The following is a 16,903-nucleotide window of genomic DNA, read 5'->3' on the forward strand; positions in this document are numbered from 1 at the left end:
CCCCCATGCCTCCCGGCTACGGCCAGCCGCCGGGCGGCCAGTTCCCCGGCCGGCCCGCCGCTCCCCAGGGCATGCCGCAGGGCGCCGCGCCCCAGGGCGCCGGTGTCGCCGCCGCGCTCCAGAAGTACCGCGAGGCCCCGACCGGCCAGCGCTGGACCCAGCAGAACGAGAAGCTGGTCCGCGTCGACCTCGGCGTCAGCGAGCAGCCGATCCTCGCCCGTCAGGGCAGCATGGTGCTCTACCAGGGCAAGGTCGAGTTCAGCTACAAGGGCGCGGGCTTCGCGGGCCGCATCGTGGGCAATGCCACCGGCCAGGAGATGCAGCTCATGCGCTGTTCCGGCCGCGGGCAGGTCTTCCTCGCCGAGGAGGGCACGCACCTGCACCCCATCGAACTCCAGGGCGACGCGATCTGCGTCTCCGCGGAGAACGTCCTTGCCTTCGACGAGACCCTCCAGCACGAGGTGCGCAGGATCGAGGGGCACGGCATCCCCGGCGGCGCGCTGTTCGTCATGCAGTTCCAGGGCACGGGCACGGTCATCGTGAAGACGCACGGCGTGCCCGTTGTGCTCCCCGTCACGCCGACGACGTTCGCCGACTGCCACGCCGTCGTCGCCTGGTCGGCCGCCGCCCAGGCGATCGTTTCCAGCCAGGTGCGGATGCGCAGCAACGCCTACGCCGGTTCCACGGGGGAGAGCGTCAACCTCCAGTTCCGTGGCGCGCCCGGCAACTTCATCGTCGTCCAGCCGTACGAGGTCTGAGGGAGCCCGTCATGAATCAGCAGCTCGCGGGCTTCGCTCCCGCACCCGTCGCCACTCGCATGGAGAACCACGGCCACCACATGGTCAAGGTGGCCATGCAGACCGGAAACGACCTCTACGCGCGCGTGGGCTCGATGGTCGCCTACGAAGGCTTCGTGCAGTACGAGCCGAACCCGCCCGCCGTCCGCCAGGTCGCACGCGAGTGGATCACCGGCGAGGGCGCGCCCCTGATGAAGTGCTCAGGGGACGGCCTGCTCTACCTCGCCGACTACGGAGCGGACGTCGTCGTCATCAATCTGGCGGGCGACTCGCTCTCGGTGAACGGCACCAACCTGCTCGCCTTCGACGCCTCTCTCCAGTGGGGTGTCGAGCGGGTCAAGGGCATGGCCAAGTTCGCCGGGCAGGGCCTGTGGAACATCAAGATCTCCGGTCAGGGCTGGGTCGCGCTGACCTCGCGGGGGACTCCCGTCGTCGTGGACTGCGGCCGTGGCGAGGACGAGACGTACGTCGACCCCGACGCCCTGATCGCCTGGTCGCCGAACCTGAAGGTGAAGGGAAAGCGCAGCTTCAAGGCCGGTTCCCTCATCGGGCGCGGCAGCGGCGAGGCCTACCAGATGGGCTTCTCCGGGGAGGGCATCGTCGTCGTACAGCCCAGTGAGGACAGCACCGACCGTCTCCGAGCACGGGGCTGAGGGGGAGCAGGACACCATGCAGAGCCCACTTTTCGCGCATGCCGAGCAGCAGACGCAGGAGCGCTACAACGTCCAGAACCCGCAGCTCCTGCGGGTGGCCCTGGAGGGGCACGACGACGTCCTGGCCCGCAAGGGCGCCATGGTCGCGTACCAGGGACTGATCGAGTTCGACGCCGAGTACCAGAGCCGGGGCAACCAGCGGGCCCGCGCGCACACCGGTGAGGGCCTGGACCTCATGCGGTGCCACGGCCAGGGCACCGTCTACTTCGCCAATCTCGCCCAGTACATCCATGTGGTGGACGTGGACCAGGACGGCCTGACCGTGGACAGCAGCTATGTCCTCGCCATGGACTCGTCGCTGACCCACCAGGTCATCGCCGTGGACAGCCAGTACGGCATCTCGGGTTCCGGCAAGTACCAGCTCAACATCTCCGGGCGTGGCAAGGTCGCCCTGATGACCTCGGGCCAGCCGCTGATGCTCCAGGTCACGCCCGACAAGTACGTCAACGCCGACGCGGACGCGATCGTCGCCTGGTCCAACGGACTGCGCGTGCAGATGCAGGCCCAGACCCACTCGTCGGGCGTCTGGCGGCGTCGCGGCAACACCGGTGAGGGCTGGGAGCTCAGCTTCATGGGACAGGGCTGGGCGCTCGTCCAGCCGAGCGAGATGCTGCCGCCCCAGAACGCGGACATCGGGCGGGGCGCCTCGGCTCAGTTCGGTATGGGGCAGCAGGGTGCCCGCGGGCAGAACCAGGGCAACGTCTGGAGCTGACGCTCCTGTCCCCGGGGGGGGTGTGCGCCCAGAAGGGGCGCGGTGGATCGTGCGGGCCGTATGTGGCTGGTCGCGCGGTTCCCCGCGCCCCTTGCGGGGCGCCCCCGAACGTTTCTACAGATGTGCTCGGGTCGCTTCCAGCAGGCGGACCACCGACTCGTCCGCCACGTCCGCGACCTCCGCGTACCGGAACCAGCGCAAGTCCAGCGATTCGTCGCTGATCGCCTCGACCGCGTCGGCGGGGGCCACCGCCGCGTACTGCACGTCCAGGTGCTGCGTGCAGGGGCCCGGGATCGGGTGCCTGTCCAGGCGGACCGGGCCGCCCGCGAGGAGCGTGAGGCCCGGCACACCGGACTCCTCCGTGGCCTCGCGCAGCGCGGCGGCCGCCAGTGTCGAGTCGCCCGGCTCGCAGTGGCCGCCCATCTGGAGCCACATCCGCAGCTTCTTGTGCAGGGTGAGCAGCACGCGCCCGCGCGCGGGGTCGACCACGAGGGCGCTCGCCGTCACATGGCCCGCCGTGCAGGCCTTCCACATGCCGTCGTCGCCGTGCGCCGACAGGTGGTCCAGATAGGCCTGGCGCAGTTCGGGCTGGGCCTCGTACCCCTTGAGGACGAGGACCGTGTCGTCGTACAGACTCACTTGCCGTCGTCCTCGGGGGTGTCCCTGCCGGGCTCCTGGTCGTCGTCCGCGTCCTTGCCCTTCTGGAGGTCGGGCTTGGCGGAGCCGCCGCCCGCAGCCTCGCCGAGCATCTTGTCCAGCTCGGAGAAGTCCATCTGCTCGCGGTGCACGAAGCCGTCCGGGTCGTCCAGGTCGGACGCCGTCGGCAGCATGTCCGGGTGCTCCCAGAGGTCGTCGCGGCCGTCCACGCCGCGCGCGTCCGTGAGCGAGGCCCACAGGCGCGAGGCGTCCCGCAGCCTGCGCGGACGCAGTTCGAGACCGATCAGCGTGGCGAACGTCTGCTCGGCGGGGCCGCCCGTCGCACGGCGGCGGCGCAACGTCTCGCGAAGGGCGTCGGCGGAGGCCAGACGGGGCTTGGCGGCGGCGTGCACCACCGCGTCCACCCAGCCCTCGACGAGCGCCAGAGCCGTCTCCAGACGGGCCAGGGCGGCCTTCTGGGCCGGGGTGTCCTCCGGCTGGAACATGCCCTGCTGCAGCGCTTCCTGGAGCTGCTCGGGGTTCTGCGGGTCGAGCTGGCCGACGACGTCCTCCAGCTTGGCCGTGTCGACCTTGATGCCGCGCGCATAGCCCTCGACGGCGCCGAACAGATGCGAGCGCAGCCACGGGACGTGGGCGAAGAGCCGCTGGTGGGCGGCCTCTCGCAGCGCCAGATACAGCCGCACCTCGTCCTTGTCGATGCCCAGGTCCTTGCCGAAGGCCTCGATGTTCACCGGGAGGAGCGCCGCCTTGCCGGACGGGCCGAGCGGCAGGCCGATGTCGGTGGAGCCGACGACCTCGCCCGCGAGCACGCCCACGGCCTGGCCGATCTGCTGGCCGAACATGGCGCCGCCCATGGAGCGCATCATGCCGATCAGCGGGCCCGCCATGGCCTGCATCTCCTCGGGCAGCACATCGCCCATGGCGAGGCCCACCCGCTCGGCGACCGGGTCGACGAGCTCCTTCCACACCGGCAGGGTCGCCTCGACCCACTCGGCGCGGCTCCAGGCCACGGCCGTGCCGGAGCCGGAGGGCAGCGACGTCGCGTCGTCCAGCCACAGGTCGGCCAGGCGCACGGCCTCCGCCACCGCGGAGCGCTCGGCGGGGCCCACGCTGGCGTCCTTGACGCCGTCGGCGGTGCCCTGGGCGACGGTCTGGCGGGCGATGTCCTTGGCCATGTCCCAGTTCACCGGGCCGCCCTCGTACGAGAGCATCTGGCCGAGCTGCTGGAAGGCGGCACCCAGGTCGTTCGGGTTCATCGAACCGAACATCGCGGCGAAGGGATTATCACCGCCGCCGGGGCCACCGGCTCCGGGGAACCCCCCGAAACCGAACGGGTTCGCGGGACCACCGGCGCCCTGTCCCCCACGCTGTCCCTCTCCGGGGGATTCCTTCTTCTTGCCCTCGTCGCCGTCTTCCGGCTCCTCCGGCGGAAGGCCGAATCCGAATGGGGTGTCACTCACGGGATTCCTCGGCTCGTCAGGCCGCCGGTATCGTGCCGGCGGCGGCTGCCTTACAACACCACCCAGCGTAGACACCATGACAGGTTCGGGCCTCGGTGCTTCGCCGACTGATGGCCTGCGGCAGGATGGATGCCACCTGGTACGTACGCGTCATTCGGGTACGTACTGAAGACAACCGCTGGAGACGCCCGGTGAGTTCCCCAGATCCACAGGTTCGCGCAGCGCGAAACCCGTCAGGCCCCTCGTCGCCCCTGCGCGGGCCGGTGGTCGCCGTCACCGGCGCCGCCTCCGGCGTGGGCGCGCTGCTGACCGAGCGCCTCGCCGCTTCGGAGGAGATCAAGCAGGTCATCGCCATCGACGAGCGCCGCGGTGACTGCTCGCAGGCGCAATGGCACATCCTGGACGTCCGTGACCCCGCGATCGCCGAGAAGCTGCGCGGCGCCGACGTCGTGGTGCACCTCGCGCTCGATCTCGACCTGGAGACCGATGGCACGGCCCGTACCGCGTACAACGTACGCGGTACCCAGACCGTTCTGACCGCTGCCGCGGCCGCGGGCGTCCACCGTGTCGTCCTGTGCACCTCGGCGATGGTCTACGGAGCACTGCCCGACAACGAACTGCCCCTCTCCGAGGACGCCGAACTGCGCGCGACCGCCGAGGCCACCGGCGTCGGCGACCTCCTGGAGGTCGAGCGGCTCGCCCGCAGGGCGCCCCGCGCCCACCCCGGCCTCAATGTCACCGTCGTGCGGCCCGCCMCCCTGGTGGGCGGCACCGACACGGCCCTCACCCGCTACTTCGAGTCGCCCCGCCTCCTGGTCGTGGCAGTTCTGCCACGTCGAGGACCTGTGCAGCGCCCTGGAGTACGCCGTCCTCGAACAGGTCGACGGGGAGCTGGCGGTCGGCTGCGACGGCTGGCTCGAACAGGAGGAGGTCGAGGAGCTGAGCGGCATCCGGCGCATGGAGCTGCCCTCCACGGTGGCCCTCGGCGCCGCCGCGCGGCTGCACCGCATCGGTCTCACGCCGTCCCCGGCCGGTGACCTCGCCTACACGATGTACCCCTGGGTGGTCAGCGTCAGCCGGCTGCACGACGCGGGATGGCGTCCGCAGTGGACCAACGAGGAGGTTCTCGCGGAGCTGCTCGAAGAGGTCGCCGGGCGGCGGACGGTCGCGGGGCGGCGGCTCGGCCGCAAGGACGCGACGGCGGCGGGCGCCGCGGGCGCGACGGTGGCGCTGCTCGGCGCGGCCGCGGTGGTGCGGCGCGCGCGCAAGGCCCGGCGCCGGATCTGAGGCCCCGGGGCCGCCCGACCGGCGGCCCCCGCCACACCGCCGCCTCCGCGCCCTGTAGGGAACTCCAAGGCACGACGCGCGCGTGCCGGGCGAAAGATCTATTCCGTGATGTCCGTGCCGTGCGGCACCATGGCCGTATGGCACGCACCACGAACGAGCACCCCGGCGAGCAGGCGGCCCAGGATCCGATCCGGCTCCTCGCGATCCGCGACACCCCGCTCTCCCTGGACGAGGTCTTCCGGGCCGTCGGCGACGACGCGGCGGGCGGCACGGCGCTCTTCGTGGGGACGGTGCGGAACCATGACGGCGGCGCGGACGTCGACGAGCTCGGCTATTCCACGCATCCGACCGCGGAGGCCGAGATGCGTCGCGTGGCGGAGAAGGTCGCCGCCGAGTTCCCCGTGCGGGCCCTCGCTGCCGTGCACCGCGTCGGCGATCTCGCGGTCGGCGATCTCGCGGTGGTCGTCGCCGTCTCGTGCCCGCACCGGGCCGAGGCCTTCGACGCCTGCCGCAGACTCATCGACGACCTGAAGCACGAGGTGCCGATCTGGAAGCACCAGCGGTTCTCCGACGGCAAGGAGGAGTGGGTCGGCGCCTGCTGAGGGGAAACGTCCGCGCCTGCTGAGGGAAAGCAGGGCGGCGGCTTGGGGCAGGGCCTGCCTTACGGGGGGCGGATTGCCCCGTGTGGCTCCAGTTGCGTAACCCGACCCCTGCCGTGAGCGTTGACCATGCGGATGGTTAATCTGCTGATCAGTCAGTAGCGGAGCGCAAAGGGGTCGGGAGGTCGACATGGCATCACTCGCCTGGTTGCTGATTCCGTTTCTGGCGGCCATAGGTGCGGGGCTGTGGGCCACCTGGGCCGCACGCAACCGCAAGTCCGGCAAGACCGGCGATGTCACGGAGCTGAACGGCTACGCCGCGTTCCGCGCCGCCATGGAGAAGCCCACCGTCCCGGCACGTGAGCCGGACGGACCGGCCCCACAGGTGCGCTGACAGGCGGGTCCCGTACTGTCGTTCCATGCCACGCCGCACCGCGACGATGCTCGCCTCCACCCTCATGCTGATCGCGCTGCTCTGCGCCGGAGTGCTCATCAAAGTGCCGTACGCCGAGATGTCCCCGGGCCCCACGGTGAACACCCTCGGCGACCACGACGGCGAGCCGGTGCTGCAGATCTCCGGGCACAAGACGTACCCCACGACCGGCAACCTCAACATGACGACGGTCAGGGTCACCGGCGCCGACTACAACATGAACCTGGCGGAGGCGGTCTACGGCTGGCTGGCGCACGACAACATCGTGGTGCCGCACGAGACGCTCTACCCCGACGGCAAGACGGAGCAGCAGTCCTCCCAGGAGAACGCCGAGGAGTTCAGCGAGTCCCAGGAGAGCGCCAAGGTCGCGGCGCTGCGTCAGCTCAAGCTGCCGGTGCGGTCGCAGGTCATCGTCTCCACCGTCTTCAAGGGCGACCCCGCCGAGGGCAAGCTGCACGCGGGCGACGTCATCAAGAAGGTCGACGGCAAGTCGGTCAAGGAGATGACGGACGTCGCGAAGCTCGTCACCCGGCGCAAGCCCGGTGACGACGTCACGTTCACGGTCGTCCCGGTCAAGGAGGCGGCCGCCGCGGAGAAGGCGGGCAAGGAGCCGACGCGGACCGAGGACATCAGGATGACCACGAAGAAGGCGGACGACGGCGGCCGTGCCGTCGTGGGCATCCAGGCGGGGACCGACCACACGTTCCCGTTCACGATCGACATCAAGCTGGCCGACGTGGGCGGCCCCAGCGCCGGGCTGATGTTCGCGCTGGGCATCGTCGACAAGCTGACCCCGGACGACCTCACCGGCGGTGAGTTCGTGGCGGGCACGGGCACGATCGACGACAAGGGCAAGGTCGGCCCGATCGGCGGCATCGAGATGAAGACCGTCGGCGCGCGCCAGAAGGGCGCCGAGTACTTCCTGACGCCCAAGGGCAACTGCGAGGCGGCCGCGGGCGACGTCCCCGACGGCCTCACGCTCGTCAAGGTCGACACCATCGCCGACGCCGTGAAGTCCCTGAAGAAGATCCGCGAGGGCGACACCGGCGACCTGCCCGAGTGCAAGGCGGGCTGACGGCCGCGGCGAGGCGTACGCGAGGCGGGCCGACGGCCGCGGAGAGACGTACGGGCTGACGGCCGCGGCGAGACGTACGCGGTTCACGGACGGAAGCCCGCGGGTGAGGAGACCCCCACCCGCGAGCCCGGCGTGATCCGGACGGAAGGCTTCAGGCGAACGTCGCCGCCAGCGCGTCCGCCAGGCCCGGCACCAGGTCGGAGCCGGTGAGCACCTCCGTCGGCGAGTCCTTCTCACGCAGCCGCAGCGCCGACTCGCGCGCGCCGTCACGCAGCACCGCCACGGTCATGCGGACCTCCTGGCGGTCGGGGTGGGCCGCCACCCACGCGGCGAGCTTGGCGTCGCTCAGGCCCTCGGGGACGGACGTCTCGGCGGACGGGGGCAGCATCTGGCGCTCCACGGTGAGGGCGCAGCCCGTCACCGCGTCCGGCCAGGCGATGGTGCCGAGGAACTCGTCCAGCGGCTTGTTCGCGGGAATCTCTTCCTGCTCGATGGGGGTGAGACCGGCGTGCTCCACGCCGTCGTCGAGGCCGAGCTGGGAGGCGAGGCCGGGTTCCTGGGTGCGCAGTCGCGCCGTGTCGACCAGCGCGAAGAGGCGGGCGGGCCGGTCCCAGCCGAGGCCGGAGACGTACTCGTCGATTTCGAGGACGGCCCGGGTGAGGGGGCTCGCTGCCATGGGAGTGTTGGACATGGTCACAATCCTGCCTCGTTAGTCCCGGGAAACGGGAACCGAGTAAAGCGTGAGTAAGTTGCATAGGTGTGGCTCCACGATCTCGGGGGCCTGACGTATCGACAGCGAACTTCGAGGTGCGCACCTTGGCTTTCCAGATGCCGGACCGCGGCGGAGGCCCGACGGGGCCACGGATCAGAGTGGGCCGACCCTCCCGTCGTGTCCGGACCCTGCTCATGACACTGGGGGTCCTGGCCGTCCTTGCCATGGCCTTCGTCATGTTCTCCGGGTTCTGGACGGACTGGTTGTGGTACCGCTCGGTCAACTACTCATCGGTCTTCACGACGACCCTGTGGACCAAGATCGGACTGTTCTTCGTCTTCGGCCTGCTCATGGCGGTCGCCGTGGGGGTGAACATCTGGCTGGCGCACCGACTGCGCCCGCCACTGAGTGCCATGTCGATGGAGCAGCAGAGCCTCGACCGGTACCGCATGGGCATCGCCCCGTACAAGAAGTGGCTCCTGATCGGCATCACCGCCCTGGTGGGTCTGATCGCGGGCGCGTCCGCCGCCGGGCAGTGGCGCACCTGGCTGCTGTGGGTCAACGGCGTGCCCTTCGGCCAGAAGGACCCGCAGTTCCACATGGACGTGGCGTTCTTCGCCTTCGACCTGCCGTGGTACCGCTTCCTGCTCGGCTTCGGCTTCGCGGCGGCGGTCCTCTCCCTGGTGGCCGCCGCCCTGACGCACTACCTGTACGGCGGGCTGCGGATCACCAGCCCCGGCGCGCGGGCGACCGCGGCGGCCACCGGGCACCTCTCGGTGCTGCTCGGCGTCTTCGTGACGCTCAAGGCCATCGCGTACTGGCTCGACCGGTACGGCCTCGCGGTGAAGTCCAGTGACTTCAAGGCGACGGACAACTGGACCGGCCTGAAGTACGTCGACGCGAACGCCTACCTTCCGGCGAAGACGATCCTCTTCTGCATCGCCGTCATCTGCGCCCTGCTCTTCTTCGCGACGCTGTGGCGGCGCACCTGGCAGCTTCCGGTCATCGGCTTCGGCCTGATGGTGCTCTCGGCGATCCTCATCGGCGGGCTCTACCCCGCGATCGTCCAGAAGTTCCAGGTCCAGCCGAACGAGCAGGCCAAGGAAGCGCCGTACATCGAGAAGAACATCGAGGCCACCCGCGACGCCTACGGCATCAGCGGCGTGAAGCCCGAGGCGTACGAGGGCGCGGGCAAGGTCGACGAGGACCCCAAGAAGAAGCGTGACAACGCGGACGACGCGGCCAACTACCGGCTGAACGACCCGAACATCGTCTCGCCCACGTTCCAGCAGCTGGAGCAGGAGCGCAGCTACTACCAGTTCCCGCGGACGCTGGACGTGGACCGGTACAACGGCCAGGACACCATCGTCGGCCTGCGCGAGCTGAACGTGAACAAGCTCGACAAGCGCAACTGGATCAACGACCACTTCGCCTACACCCATGGCTACGGAGTGGTCGCCGCCAAGGGCACCGAGACGAAGAAGGGCTCCAAGGGCGCTCCGGCGTTCACCGAGTCCGGCCTGCCCACCACGGGCGACCTCGGTGAGTACGAGCAGCGGATCTACTACGGCGAGAAGACGTCGCAGTACTCCATCGTCGGCGGGCCCCAGAAGGAGCTCGACTACGAGGAGAACGGCGGCGGCCAGAAGACCTACAGCTACAAGGGCGACAGCGGGGTCAACCTCTCCAACCCGATCAACCGCGCCGCGTACGCGGTGTCCTTCGGGGAGCCGCAGATCCTGTACTCGGGAGCGATCGGCGAGGGCTCGCGGATTCTGTACAACCGCACGCCCAAGGAGCGCGTCGAGGCGGTGGCCCCCTGGCTGACGATCGACGGCGACGTGTACCCGACGGTGGTCGGCAAGCGCATCCAGTGGGTCGTCGACGCCTACACGACGTCCAACGGCTATCCCTACGCCTCGCGGACCACGCTCGGCGACACCACGGCCGACTCGCTCTCGCAGGCGGACAGCCAGCGCACGGTGATCGCCCAGCAGAACCAGGTCAACTACATCCGCAACTCGGTGAAGGCGACCGTCGACGCGTACACCGGCGAGGTCAAGCTCTACACCTGGGACGAGAAGGACCCGGTCCTCAAGACCTGGAAGAAGGCGTTCCCGGGCACGGTCAAGGACCGGAGCGAGATCCCGCAGGCGCTGATGGACCACCTGCGGTACCCGCAGGACATGTTCAAGGTGCAGCGCGAGCTCCTGACCAAGTACCACGTCACGGACGCCGGCCAGTTCTACAACGCGAGTGACGCCTGGCAGGTCCCGAACGACCCGACGAAGAAGGACGACAGCGCGGTCCCGCCGTACTACCTGTCGCTGAAGTCGCCGGGCCAGGACCAGCAGCAGTTCTCGCTGACGACGACGTTCACCCCCAGTGAGCGGCCCAACCTGCGGGCCTTCATGACGGTGGACGCCGACGCCAGAAGCGAGAACTACGGCAAGATGCAGCTGCTGAGAGTCAGAGGCGATGTCGACGGCCCTGAACAGGTGCAGAACAAGCTGAACTCCATGACGGAGGTCGGCAACTTCGTCCGCGACATGAAGGGCGCCGACTCCGACGTCCTCTACGGCAATCTGCTGACCGTGCCGCTGGACGACGGCTTCCTCTACGTGGAGCCCGTCTATGTGCAGGGCCGCAAGTCGGCGTATCCGCTCCTGAAGAAGGTGGCCGTGTCGTACGGCACGGAGACCGTCTTCGCCGACAGCCTGAGCGAGGGCCTCAACCAGGTCTTCGGCGCCGACGGCGGCACCAGTCCGCCGGGCGGGGACCAGGACGAGGGCGAGCCGACGAAGCCGCCGAAGTCGAGCGACCCGACGGTCCAGGCCGCGCTCGACGACGCCCAGAAGGCGTTCGAGGACGGCGAGAAGGCCCTGAAGGAAGGCGACTGGAAGAAGTACGGCGAGGCCCAGGAGCGGCTCCAGGACGCGCTGGAGCGCGCCGAGGAGGCGTCCGCCAAGGCCGCGGAGAAGGACGCCGACAAGGGCGGCGACAAGTCCGCGGACAAGGCGGGCGACAAGGAAGGCGACAAGGCGGGCGACAGGAACAGCGAGGCGGACGGCGGCTGAGCCGCTGGTCAGGCTGGCCCCCCGCGCCGTGGTACGGTTTGAACACAACGGCGCGGGGTGGAGCAGCTCGGTAGCTCGCTGGGCTCATAACCCAGAGGTCGCAGGTTCAAATCCTGTCCCCGCTACTGCAAGGTGAAGGCCCGGATCCTTTTGGATCCGGGCCTTCGTCGTGTGCGGTACGGCACGCCCGCGGGCGTCAACCCGGGAGGCGCCGACGACGTGACGAATGTGCCTGTGCGGGTGGCTTATGCCAACACATGTGAACCGTGCCCGCACGGGGGAGAGTTGGGGGATCTGTGTTTGACTTATCTCTCTGTGGGCATGTCGACAAAACGCTGAAGTGACCTCACTGGCTGCGGTATACCAGATGTACCCAGGTTGCAGGTGGTGCGACGATGGACGTTATGGGGGACAAGGCAACTCTGTTGGAGACAGGGCGGTTTGTGCAGCCGGCCGACCGGGAGGATCCCGGGGCGGCCGCCGAGGAGTTGCGCCATCGGCTGGCCGCCGAGTCCGGCGACGTCGACGCGATGAGCGTCCTGGGAAGCCTTCTGCTGCGCCGCGGTGACCTCGACGGGGCCGAGTCGCTGCTGCGCGCGGCCACGGCCGAGGGCGACCGTGCCGCGGCCAACAACCTCGGTGTCCTGCTGCACCAGCGCGGTTACGCGGATGAGGCGGCCGGGTGGTGGCGGGTGGCCGCGGTCGCCGGTTCCGCCGCCGCCGCGCACGCGCTCGGCAGGCACCACCGCGAGCGCGGCGACGAGCCCGCCGCCGAGTACTGGCTGCGGCAGTCCGCCGAGCAGGGCCACACCCTCGGGGCGTACGCGCTCGCCGACCTCCTGGAGCACCGCGGCGACCTCGGGGCCGAGCGCTGGATGCGGGTCGCCGCCGAACGCGGCCACCGCGAGGCCGCGTACCGCCTGGCCCGCGCGCTGGACCGGCGGGCGGCCGCCGAGCGCGGCGAGAGCGCCGAGCCGGGGGAGGACCCCGTACGCGCGGTCCGCGAGGCGGGCAAGGGCCCGCGCGCGGACCGGGGCGCGCGCGGCGGCAGGAGCGGACGGGGCGACAGGAGCGGACAGGGCGGCAAGGACGTACGGGGACCGGCGGGCGAGGCCGAGCAGTGGTACCGGCAGGCGGCCGCGCGCGGGCACCGGCGGGCCGCGCTGCACCTCGGCGCGATCCTGGAGCAGCGCGGCGACCTCAAGGAGGCCGGGCGCTGGTACCTGAACTCCGCCAAGGACGGCGAGGCCAGGGCGGCCTGCGCCCTCGGCTTCCTGCTGCGGGACGCGGGCGACCAGGAGAGCGCCGCCGTGTGGTGGCTCAAGGCCGCCCAGGACGGCGACGGCAACGCAGCGAACGCCCTGGGCGCGCTGCACGCCGAGCGCGGCGAGACCCAGACCGCCGAGCGGTGGTACCGCGCGGCCATGGACGCGGGCGACGTGAACGGCGCGTACAACCTCGGCCTGCTCTGCGCCGAGCAGGACAGGACCGCCCAGGCCGACCAGTGGTACCGCAGGGCGGCCTACGCCGGGCACCGCGAAGCGGCGAACGCGCTGGCCGTGCTGCTGCTCCAGGGCGGCGACGCGGCCGGGGCCGAGCCGTGGTTCTCCAAGGCGGCGGAGGCGGGCAGCGTCGACGCGGCGTTCAACCTCGGCATCCTGTACGCGAGCCGGAACGACGAGGCGGCCGCCCTGCGCTGGTACGAGCGCGCGGCGGCGGCCGGACACACCGACGCCGCCCTCCAGGTCGGCACCGCGCGGCTGCGCGAGGGCGACGAGCAGGAGGCGGAGCGGCACCTGCGGTGCGCGGCGGGCGGCGGCAGCGCCGAGGCGGCGTACCGGCTCGGCACGGTGCTCGACGCGCGGAGCCCGGCCGAGACCTCGCCCGCGCTCGGCACGTCGGCGACGGAGAAGACCGAGTGCGAGGAGTGGTACGAACGGGCCGCCGAGCAGGGCCACCGGCGGGCCCAGGTCCGGGTCGGCATGCTGGCCGCGGGCCGGGGCGACGTCGTCGAGGCCGCGCGGTGGTACCGCAGGGCCGCGGAGGCGGGCAGCCGCAACGGCGCCTTCAACCTGGGCCTGCTGCTCGCCAGGGAGGGCAGCGAGCCCGAGGCCGCGCTCTGGTGGACCAGGGCCGCCGACGCGGGACACGGCAGGGCGGCGCTCCGCCTCGCCCTGCTCTACGCACGGCACGGCCAGCTCGCGCAGGGCCAGCGCTGGGCCACGCGGGCGGTCGAGCTCGGCCCGGCGGAGGTCGCCGAGCGGGCGGGGCGTCTGCGGGAGGCCTTGCGGCAGGAGCTCTCCGCGTAGGCGGACGAAGGGGGCGGGGCCGGTCCGCCCGCCTCCGGGTCGCCCGGCGTGCCCGCCCCCGGATCGCCCCGCGCCGCCTCGCGCCCGTATACGGATTTGCGCTGGTCGTAGCGGTGACGTAGGGTTGTGTTTACCGACGCGGGGTGGAGCAGCTCGGTAGCTCGCTGGGCTCATAACCCAGAGGTCGCAGGTTCAAATCCTGTCCCCGCTACTGAAGGCCGAAGGCCCGGGACCGACAAGGTCCCGGGCCTTCGGTGTATGCGCACCGGAACGCGGCCGCAGCGGGCTACCTGTGCCCCACCGCCTCCTCGTACAGCGCCCGGTCGACGACCCGTTTCTCCGGCACCCTGTCTCCCTTGGTGACGCCCGCCGCGCGGTAGGCGTCCTGGAGGCGGTCCGTGGTGCCCGCGCGGATCTCCCAGTCCATGCGCAGCGGCGGCGTGGAGAGCAGCACGTCCTCGTCCGTGTCGAGCAGGTGGGCCAGTTCCTTGGCGAAGGACTCGTCGGCCTTGTAGTCGCCCGCGAAGTAGGTGTTCACGGTGCGGATGTACGCGCGCAGCAGTGCGACGCCCGCGTCCGGGTCCTTCCTCAGCAGGTTGGGGCCGAAGAGGAGGCCGCCCAGCGGTTCGCCCCGCGGCTGCCCGCCGAGGAACGCGTACTTCCTGTCGCCGTCGACCTTGCGCCAGACCGGGTCGAGCAGCCATGCCGAGTCGGTGCCGCCGTTCTCCAGCGCGGTGAGCACGTCCGCCGGGCCGAGCTAGGGGGCCGAGGGCGTGCACCGCCTTGGCGGCCCGGCCGAACGTACGGGTGACTGCGTGGGCTTGTAGTTTCGGGTGCGGGTCTCCCACGGGGATCTCCTTGCGGAGGGCGTACGGACACAGGGCCCGCCGACGATATGACGCCCCGTCAGATTCCGGAAGCCCCGGGAGCACGTGAAAGCCCCGGGAGTACGCGAAAGCCCCCGGCGCCACAAGGGGTGCCGGGGGCTTTCGCCTGCGGATGAAGGGCCGCCGGGCGCAGCGGTCGCTAGGCCGCCGCGCAGTTCGGGCAGACGCCCCGGTAGGTGACCTCGACGTCCTCGACCGTGAAGCCGAAGCGCTCCGAGGCGGGGAGGTCGGTGAGCGGATCGCCCGTGGGGTGCACGTCCCGGATGGCGCCGCACCGGCCGCAGACCAGGTGGTGGTGGGGGCGGTGCGCGTTCGGGTCGTACCGCTTGGCGCGGCGGTCGGTGGAGACCTCCAGGATCTCGCCGAGCGTCACCAGCTCGCCCAGGGTGTTGTAGACGGTGGCCCGGGAGATCTCCGGCAGCTTGCCGACCGCGCGCGCGTGCACCTCGTCGGCCGTGAGGTGGACGTGCTCGCCGTCGAGGACCTCGGCCACGACGCGCCGCTGCGCCGTCATGCGCCAGCCGCGTCCGCGCAGTCGTTCCAACAGGTCACTCATGAAAACCAGCCTAACAGGCGAGGGAACAAGTCCCGAACAGGTGTGACTTTGGATGTTTGCTTGACTTAGACAATGTCCATTGTAGGATCGGAAGCATCGCAAGCCAAGGGACAGGACCCGCAGGTATGACGCAGGAGGCGCACGTGACGCAGGGACCGCTCACCACGGAGGCCGGAGCCCCGGTCGCCGACAACCAGAACAGCGAGACCGCGGGTCTCGGCGGGCCGGTGCTCGTGCAGGACCAGCTCCTGCTGGAGAAGCTGGCCCACTTCAACCGCGAGCGCATCCCGGAGCGCGTCGTGCACGCCAGGGGCGCGGGGGCGTACGGCACGTTCACGCTCACCCGTGACGTCTCCCAGTGGACCCGGGCGAAGTTCCTCTCCGAGGTCGGCAAGGAGACCGAGACGTTCCTGCGCTTCTCCACCGTGGCGGGCAACCTCGGCGCGGCCGACGCGGTGCGCGACCCCCGCGGCTGGGCGCTGAAGTTCTACACCGAGGAGGGCAACTACGACCTCGTCGGCAACAACACGCCCGTCTTCTTCATCCGGGACGCCATCAAGTTCCCCGACTTCATCCACACCCAGAAGCGGGACCCCTACACGGGCTCGCAGGAGGCGGACAACGTCTGGGACTTCTGGGGTCTCAGCCCGGAGAGCACCCACCAGGTGACCTGGCTCTTCGGCGACCGGGGCATCCCCGCCTCGTACCGCCACATGGACGGCTTCGGCTCGCACACGTTCCAGTGGAACAACGAGGCCGGCGAGGTCTTCTGGGTCAAGTACCACTTCAAGACCGACCAGGGCATCAAGAACCTCACGCAGGACGAGGCCAACAAGCTCGCCGGTGAGGACCCCGACTCCCACCAGCGCGACCTGCGCCAGGCCATCGAGCGCGGTGAGTTCCCGACCTGGACCGTGCAGGTGCAGATCATGCCGGCGGCCGAGGCGGCCACGTACCGCTTCAACCCGTTCGACCTCACCAAGGTGTGGCCGCACGCGGACTACCCGCCGATCGAGATCGGCAAGCTGGAGCTCAACCGGAACCCGGAGAACGTCTTCGCCGAGGTCGAGCAGAGCATCTTCTCGCCCGCCCACTTCGTGCCGGGCATCGGTCCCTCCCCGGACAAGATGCTCCAGGGCCGTCTCTTCGCGTACGGCGACGCCCACCGCTACCGCGTCGGCATCAACGCCGACCACCTGCCGGTGAACCGCCCGCACGCCACCGAGGCGCGCACGCACTCCCGTGACGGCTTCCTGTACGACGGCCGCCACGCGGGCGCCAAGAACTACGAGCCGAACAGCTTCGGCGGTCCCTTCCAGACGGACCGGGCGCTCTGGCAGCCCGTCCCCGTCACCGGCGCCACCGGCAACCACGAGACGCCCCGGCACGCCGAGGACAACGACTTCGTGCAGGCGGGCAACCTCTACCGCCTGATGTCGGAGGACGAGAAGAGCCGTCTGATCGACAACCTGTCGGGCTTCATCGCCAAGGTGTCGCGCGAGGACATCGTGGACCGCGCGATCAACAACTTCCGTCAGGCCGACGGAGACTTCGGCAAGCGTCTGGAGGCCGCGGTCCAGGCCCTGCGCGGCTGATCCGGCGTCACTTGCCGTAGCGAGACGGCGGGCC

13 protein-coding genes, 2 tRNA genes and 2 pseudogenes are annotated in these 16,903 nt (G+C 70.5%); 12 read left to right on the top strand and 5 right to left on the bottom strand.

Annotation, left to right across the window (positions count from 1 at the left end; all coding sequences use genetic code 11):
• The 3 genes from AB8Z36_RS07525 to AB8Z36_RS07535 form a co-directional block, all read left to right on the top strand.
• Positions 1–758 (top strand): AIM24 family protein (locus tag AB8Z36_RS07525; RefSeq protein WP_369212411.1); only part of this gene is annotated, 758 nt, incomplete at its 5' end.
• An 11-nt stretch (positions 759–769) separates the two neighbouring features.
• Positions 770–1,450, top strand: a complete 681-nt coding sequence (locus tag AB8Z36_RS07530) for an AIM24 family protein (protein WP_369212412.1) — start codon at positions 770–772, stop codon at positions 1,448–1,450.
• 16 nt (positions 1,451–1,466) lie between these two features.
• Positions 1,467–2,222 carry an AIM24 family protein gene (locus AB8Z36_RS07535; RefSeq protein WP_369212413.1) on the top strand — a complete coding sequence of 252 codons (756 nt, stop codon included), beginning with the start codon at positions 1,467–1,469 and terminating at the stop codon, positions 2,220–2,222.
• 114 nt (positions 2,223–2,336) lie between these two features.
• Here AB8Z36_RS07535 and AB8Z36_RS07540 read toward each other — a convergent pair whose 3' ends face one another.
• Positions 2,337–2,861, bottom strand: coding sequence for an NUDIX hydrolase (locus AB8Z36_RS07540; protein WP_369212414.1), 525 nt, complete (start codon positions 2,859–2,861; stop codon positions 2,337–2,339).
• On the bottom strand, positions 2,858–4,339 hold the full coding sequence (locus tag AB8Z36_RS07545) for a zinc-dependent metalloprotease (protein ID WP_369212415.1): 1,482 nt from the start codon (positions 4,337–4,339) through the stop codon (positions 2,858–2,860). Before AB8Z36_RS07545 ends, AB8Z36_RS07540 begins: the two co-directional genes overlap by 4 nt.
• 191 nt (positions 4,340–4,530) lie before the next feature.
• Here AB8Z36_RS07545 and AB8Z36_RS07550 point away from each other — a divergent pair.
• The 4 genes and pseudogenes from AB8Z36_RS07550 (at position 4,531) to AB8Z36_RS07565 (ending at position 7,733) form a co-directional block, all read left to right on the top strand.
• Positions 4,531–5,626, top strand: a pseudogene (locus AB8Z36_RS07550) (SDR family oxidoreductase).
• Positions 5,627–5,763: 137 nt separating this feature from the next.
• Positions 5,764–6,228 (top strand): molybdenum cofactor biosynthesis protein MoaE, encoded by a 465-nt coding sequence (locus tag AB8Z36_RS07555; protein WP_369212416.1) that lies wholly within the window; start codon positions 5,764–5,766, stop codon positions 6,226–6,228.
• Between the two features lie 187 nt (positions 6,229–6,415).
• Positions 6,416–6,619 (top strand): hypothetical protein, encoded by a 204-nt coding sequence (locus AB8Z36_RS07560; RefSeq protein WP_369212417.1) that lies wholly within the window; start codon positions 6,416–6,418, stop codon positions 6,617–6,619.
• Between the two features lie 25 nt (positions 6,620–6,644).
• The gene (locus tag AB8Z36_RS07565; RefSeq protein WP_369212418.1) at positions 6,645–7,733 is read left to right on the top strand and encodes a YlbL family protein; all 1,089 of its coding nucleotides are present in this window, start codon (positions 6,645–6,647) and stop codon (positions 7,731–7,733) included.
• Between the two features lie 151 nt (positions 7,734–7,884).
• Here AB8Z36_RS07565 and AB8Z36_RS07570 read toward each other — a convergent pair whose 3' ends face one another.
• The gene (locus AB8Z36_RS07570; RefSeq protein WP_369212419.1) at positions 7,885–8,424 is read right to left on the bottom strand and encodes a PPA1309 family protein; all 540 of its coding nucleotides are present in this window, start codon (positions 8,422–8,424) and stop codon (positions 7,885–7,887) included.
• Positions 8,425–8,561: 137 nt separating this feature from the next.
• On the opposite strand from AB8Z36_RS07570, the gene AB8Z36_RS07575 reads away from it, so the two are divergent.
• The 4 genes from AB8Z36_RS07575 (at position 8,562) to AB8Z36_RS07590 (ending at position 14,042) form a co-directional block, all read left to right on the top strand.
• Positions 8,562–11,522, top strand: a complete 2,961-nt coding sequence (locus AB8Z36_RS07575) for a UPF0182 family membrane protein (protein ID WP_369212423.1) — start codon at positions 8,562–8,564, stop codon at positions 11,520–11,522.
• 51 nt (positions 11,523–11,573) lie between these two features.
• Positions 11,574–11,647: transfer RNA gene (locus tag AB8Z36_RS07580), tRNA-Met, on the top strand.
• Positions 11,648–11,917: 270 nt separating this feature from the next.
• Positions 11,918–13,831, top strand: coding sequence for a tetratricopeptide repeat protein (locus AB8Z36_RS07585; RefSeq protein ID WP_369212420.1), 1,914 nt, complete (start codon positions 11,918–11,920; stop codon positions 13,829–13,831).
• Positions 13,832–13,968: 137 nt separating this feature from the next.
• Positions 13,969–14,042: transfer RNA gene (locus tag AB8Z36_RS07590), tRNA-Met, on the top strand.
• Between the two features lie 75 nt (positions 14,043–14,117).
• On the opposite strand, the pseudogene AB8Z36_RS07595 reads toward AB8Z36_RS07590, so the two are convergent.
• Together AB8Z36_RS07595 and AB8Z36_RS07600 are read right to left on the bottom strand one after the other, a co-directional pair.
• Positions 14,118–14,588 (bottom strand): annotated as a pseudogene (locus AB8Z36_RS07595) (ABC transporter substrate-binding protein); the annotation flags it as partial.
• 269 nt (positions 14,589–14,857) lie between these two features.
• Entirely contained in the window at positions 14,858–15,274 is a 417-nt protein-coding gene (locus tag AB8Z36_RS07600; protein ID WP_369212421.1) for a Fur family transcriptional regulator, read from the bottom strand.
• A 125-nt stretch (positions 15,275–15,399) separates the two neighbouring features.
• Between AB8Z36_RS07600 and AB8Z36_RS07605 the strand changes: the two genes are divergently transcribed.
• Positions 15,400–16,869, top strand: coding sequence for a catalase (locus tag AB8Z36_RS07605; protein WP_369212422.1), 1,470 nt, complete (start codon positions 15,400–15,402; stop codon positions 16,867–16,869).
• Positions 16,870–16,903 lie beyond the last annotated feature (34 nt).

The organism is Streptomyces flavofungini, from assembly GCF_041028215.1.
Lineage (GTDB): Bacteria > Actinomycetota > Actinomycetes > Streptomycetales > Streptomycetaceae > Streptomyces > Streptomyces flavofungini_B.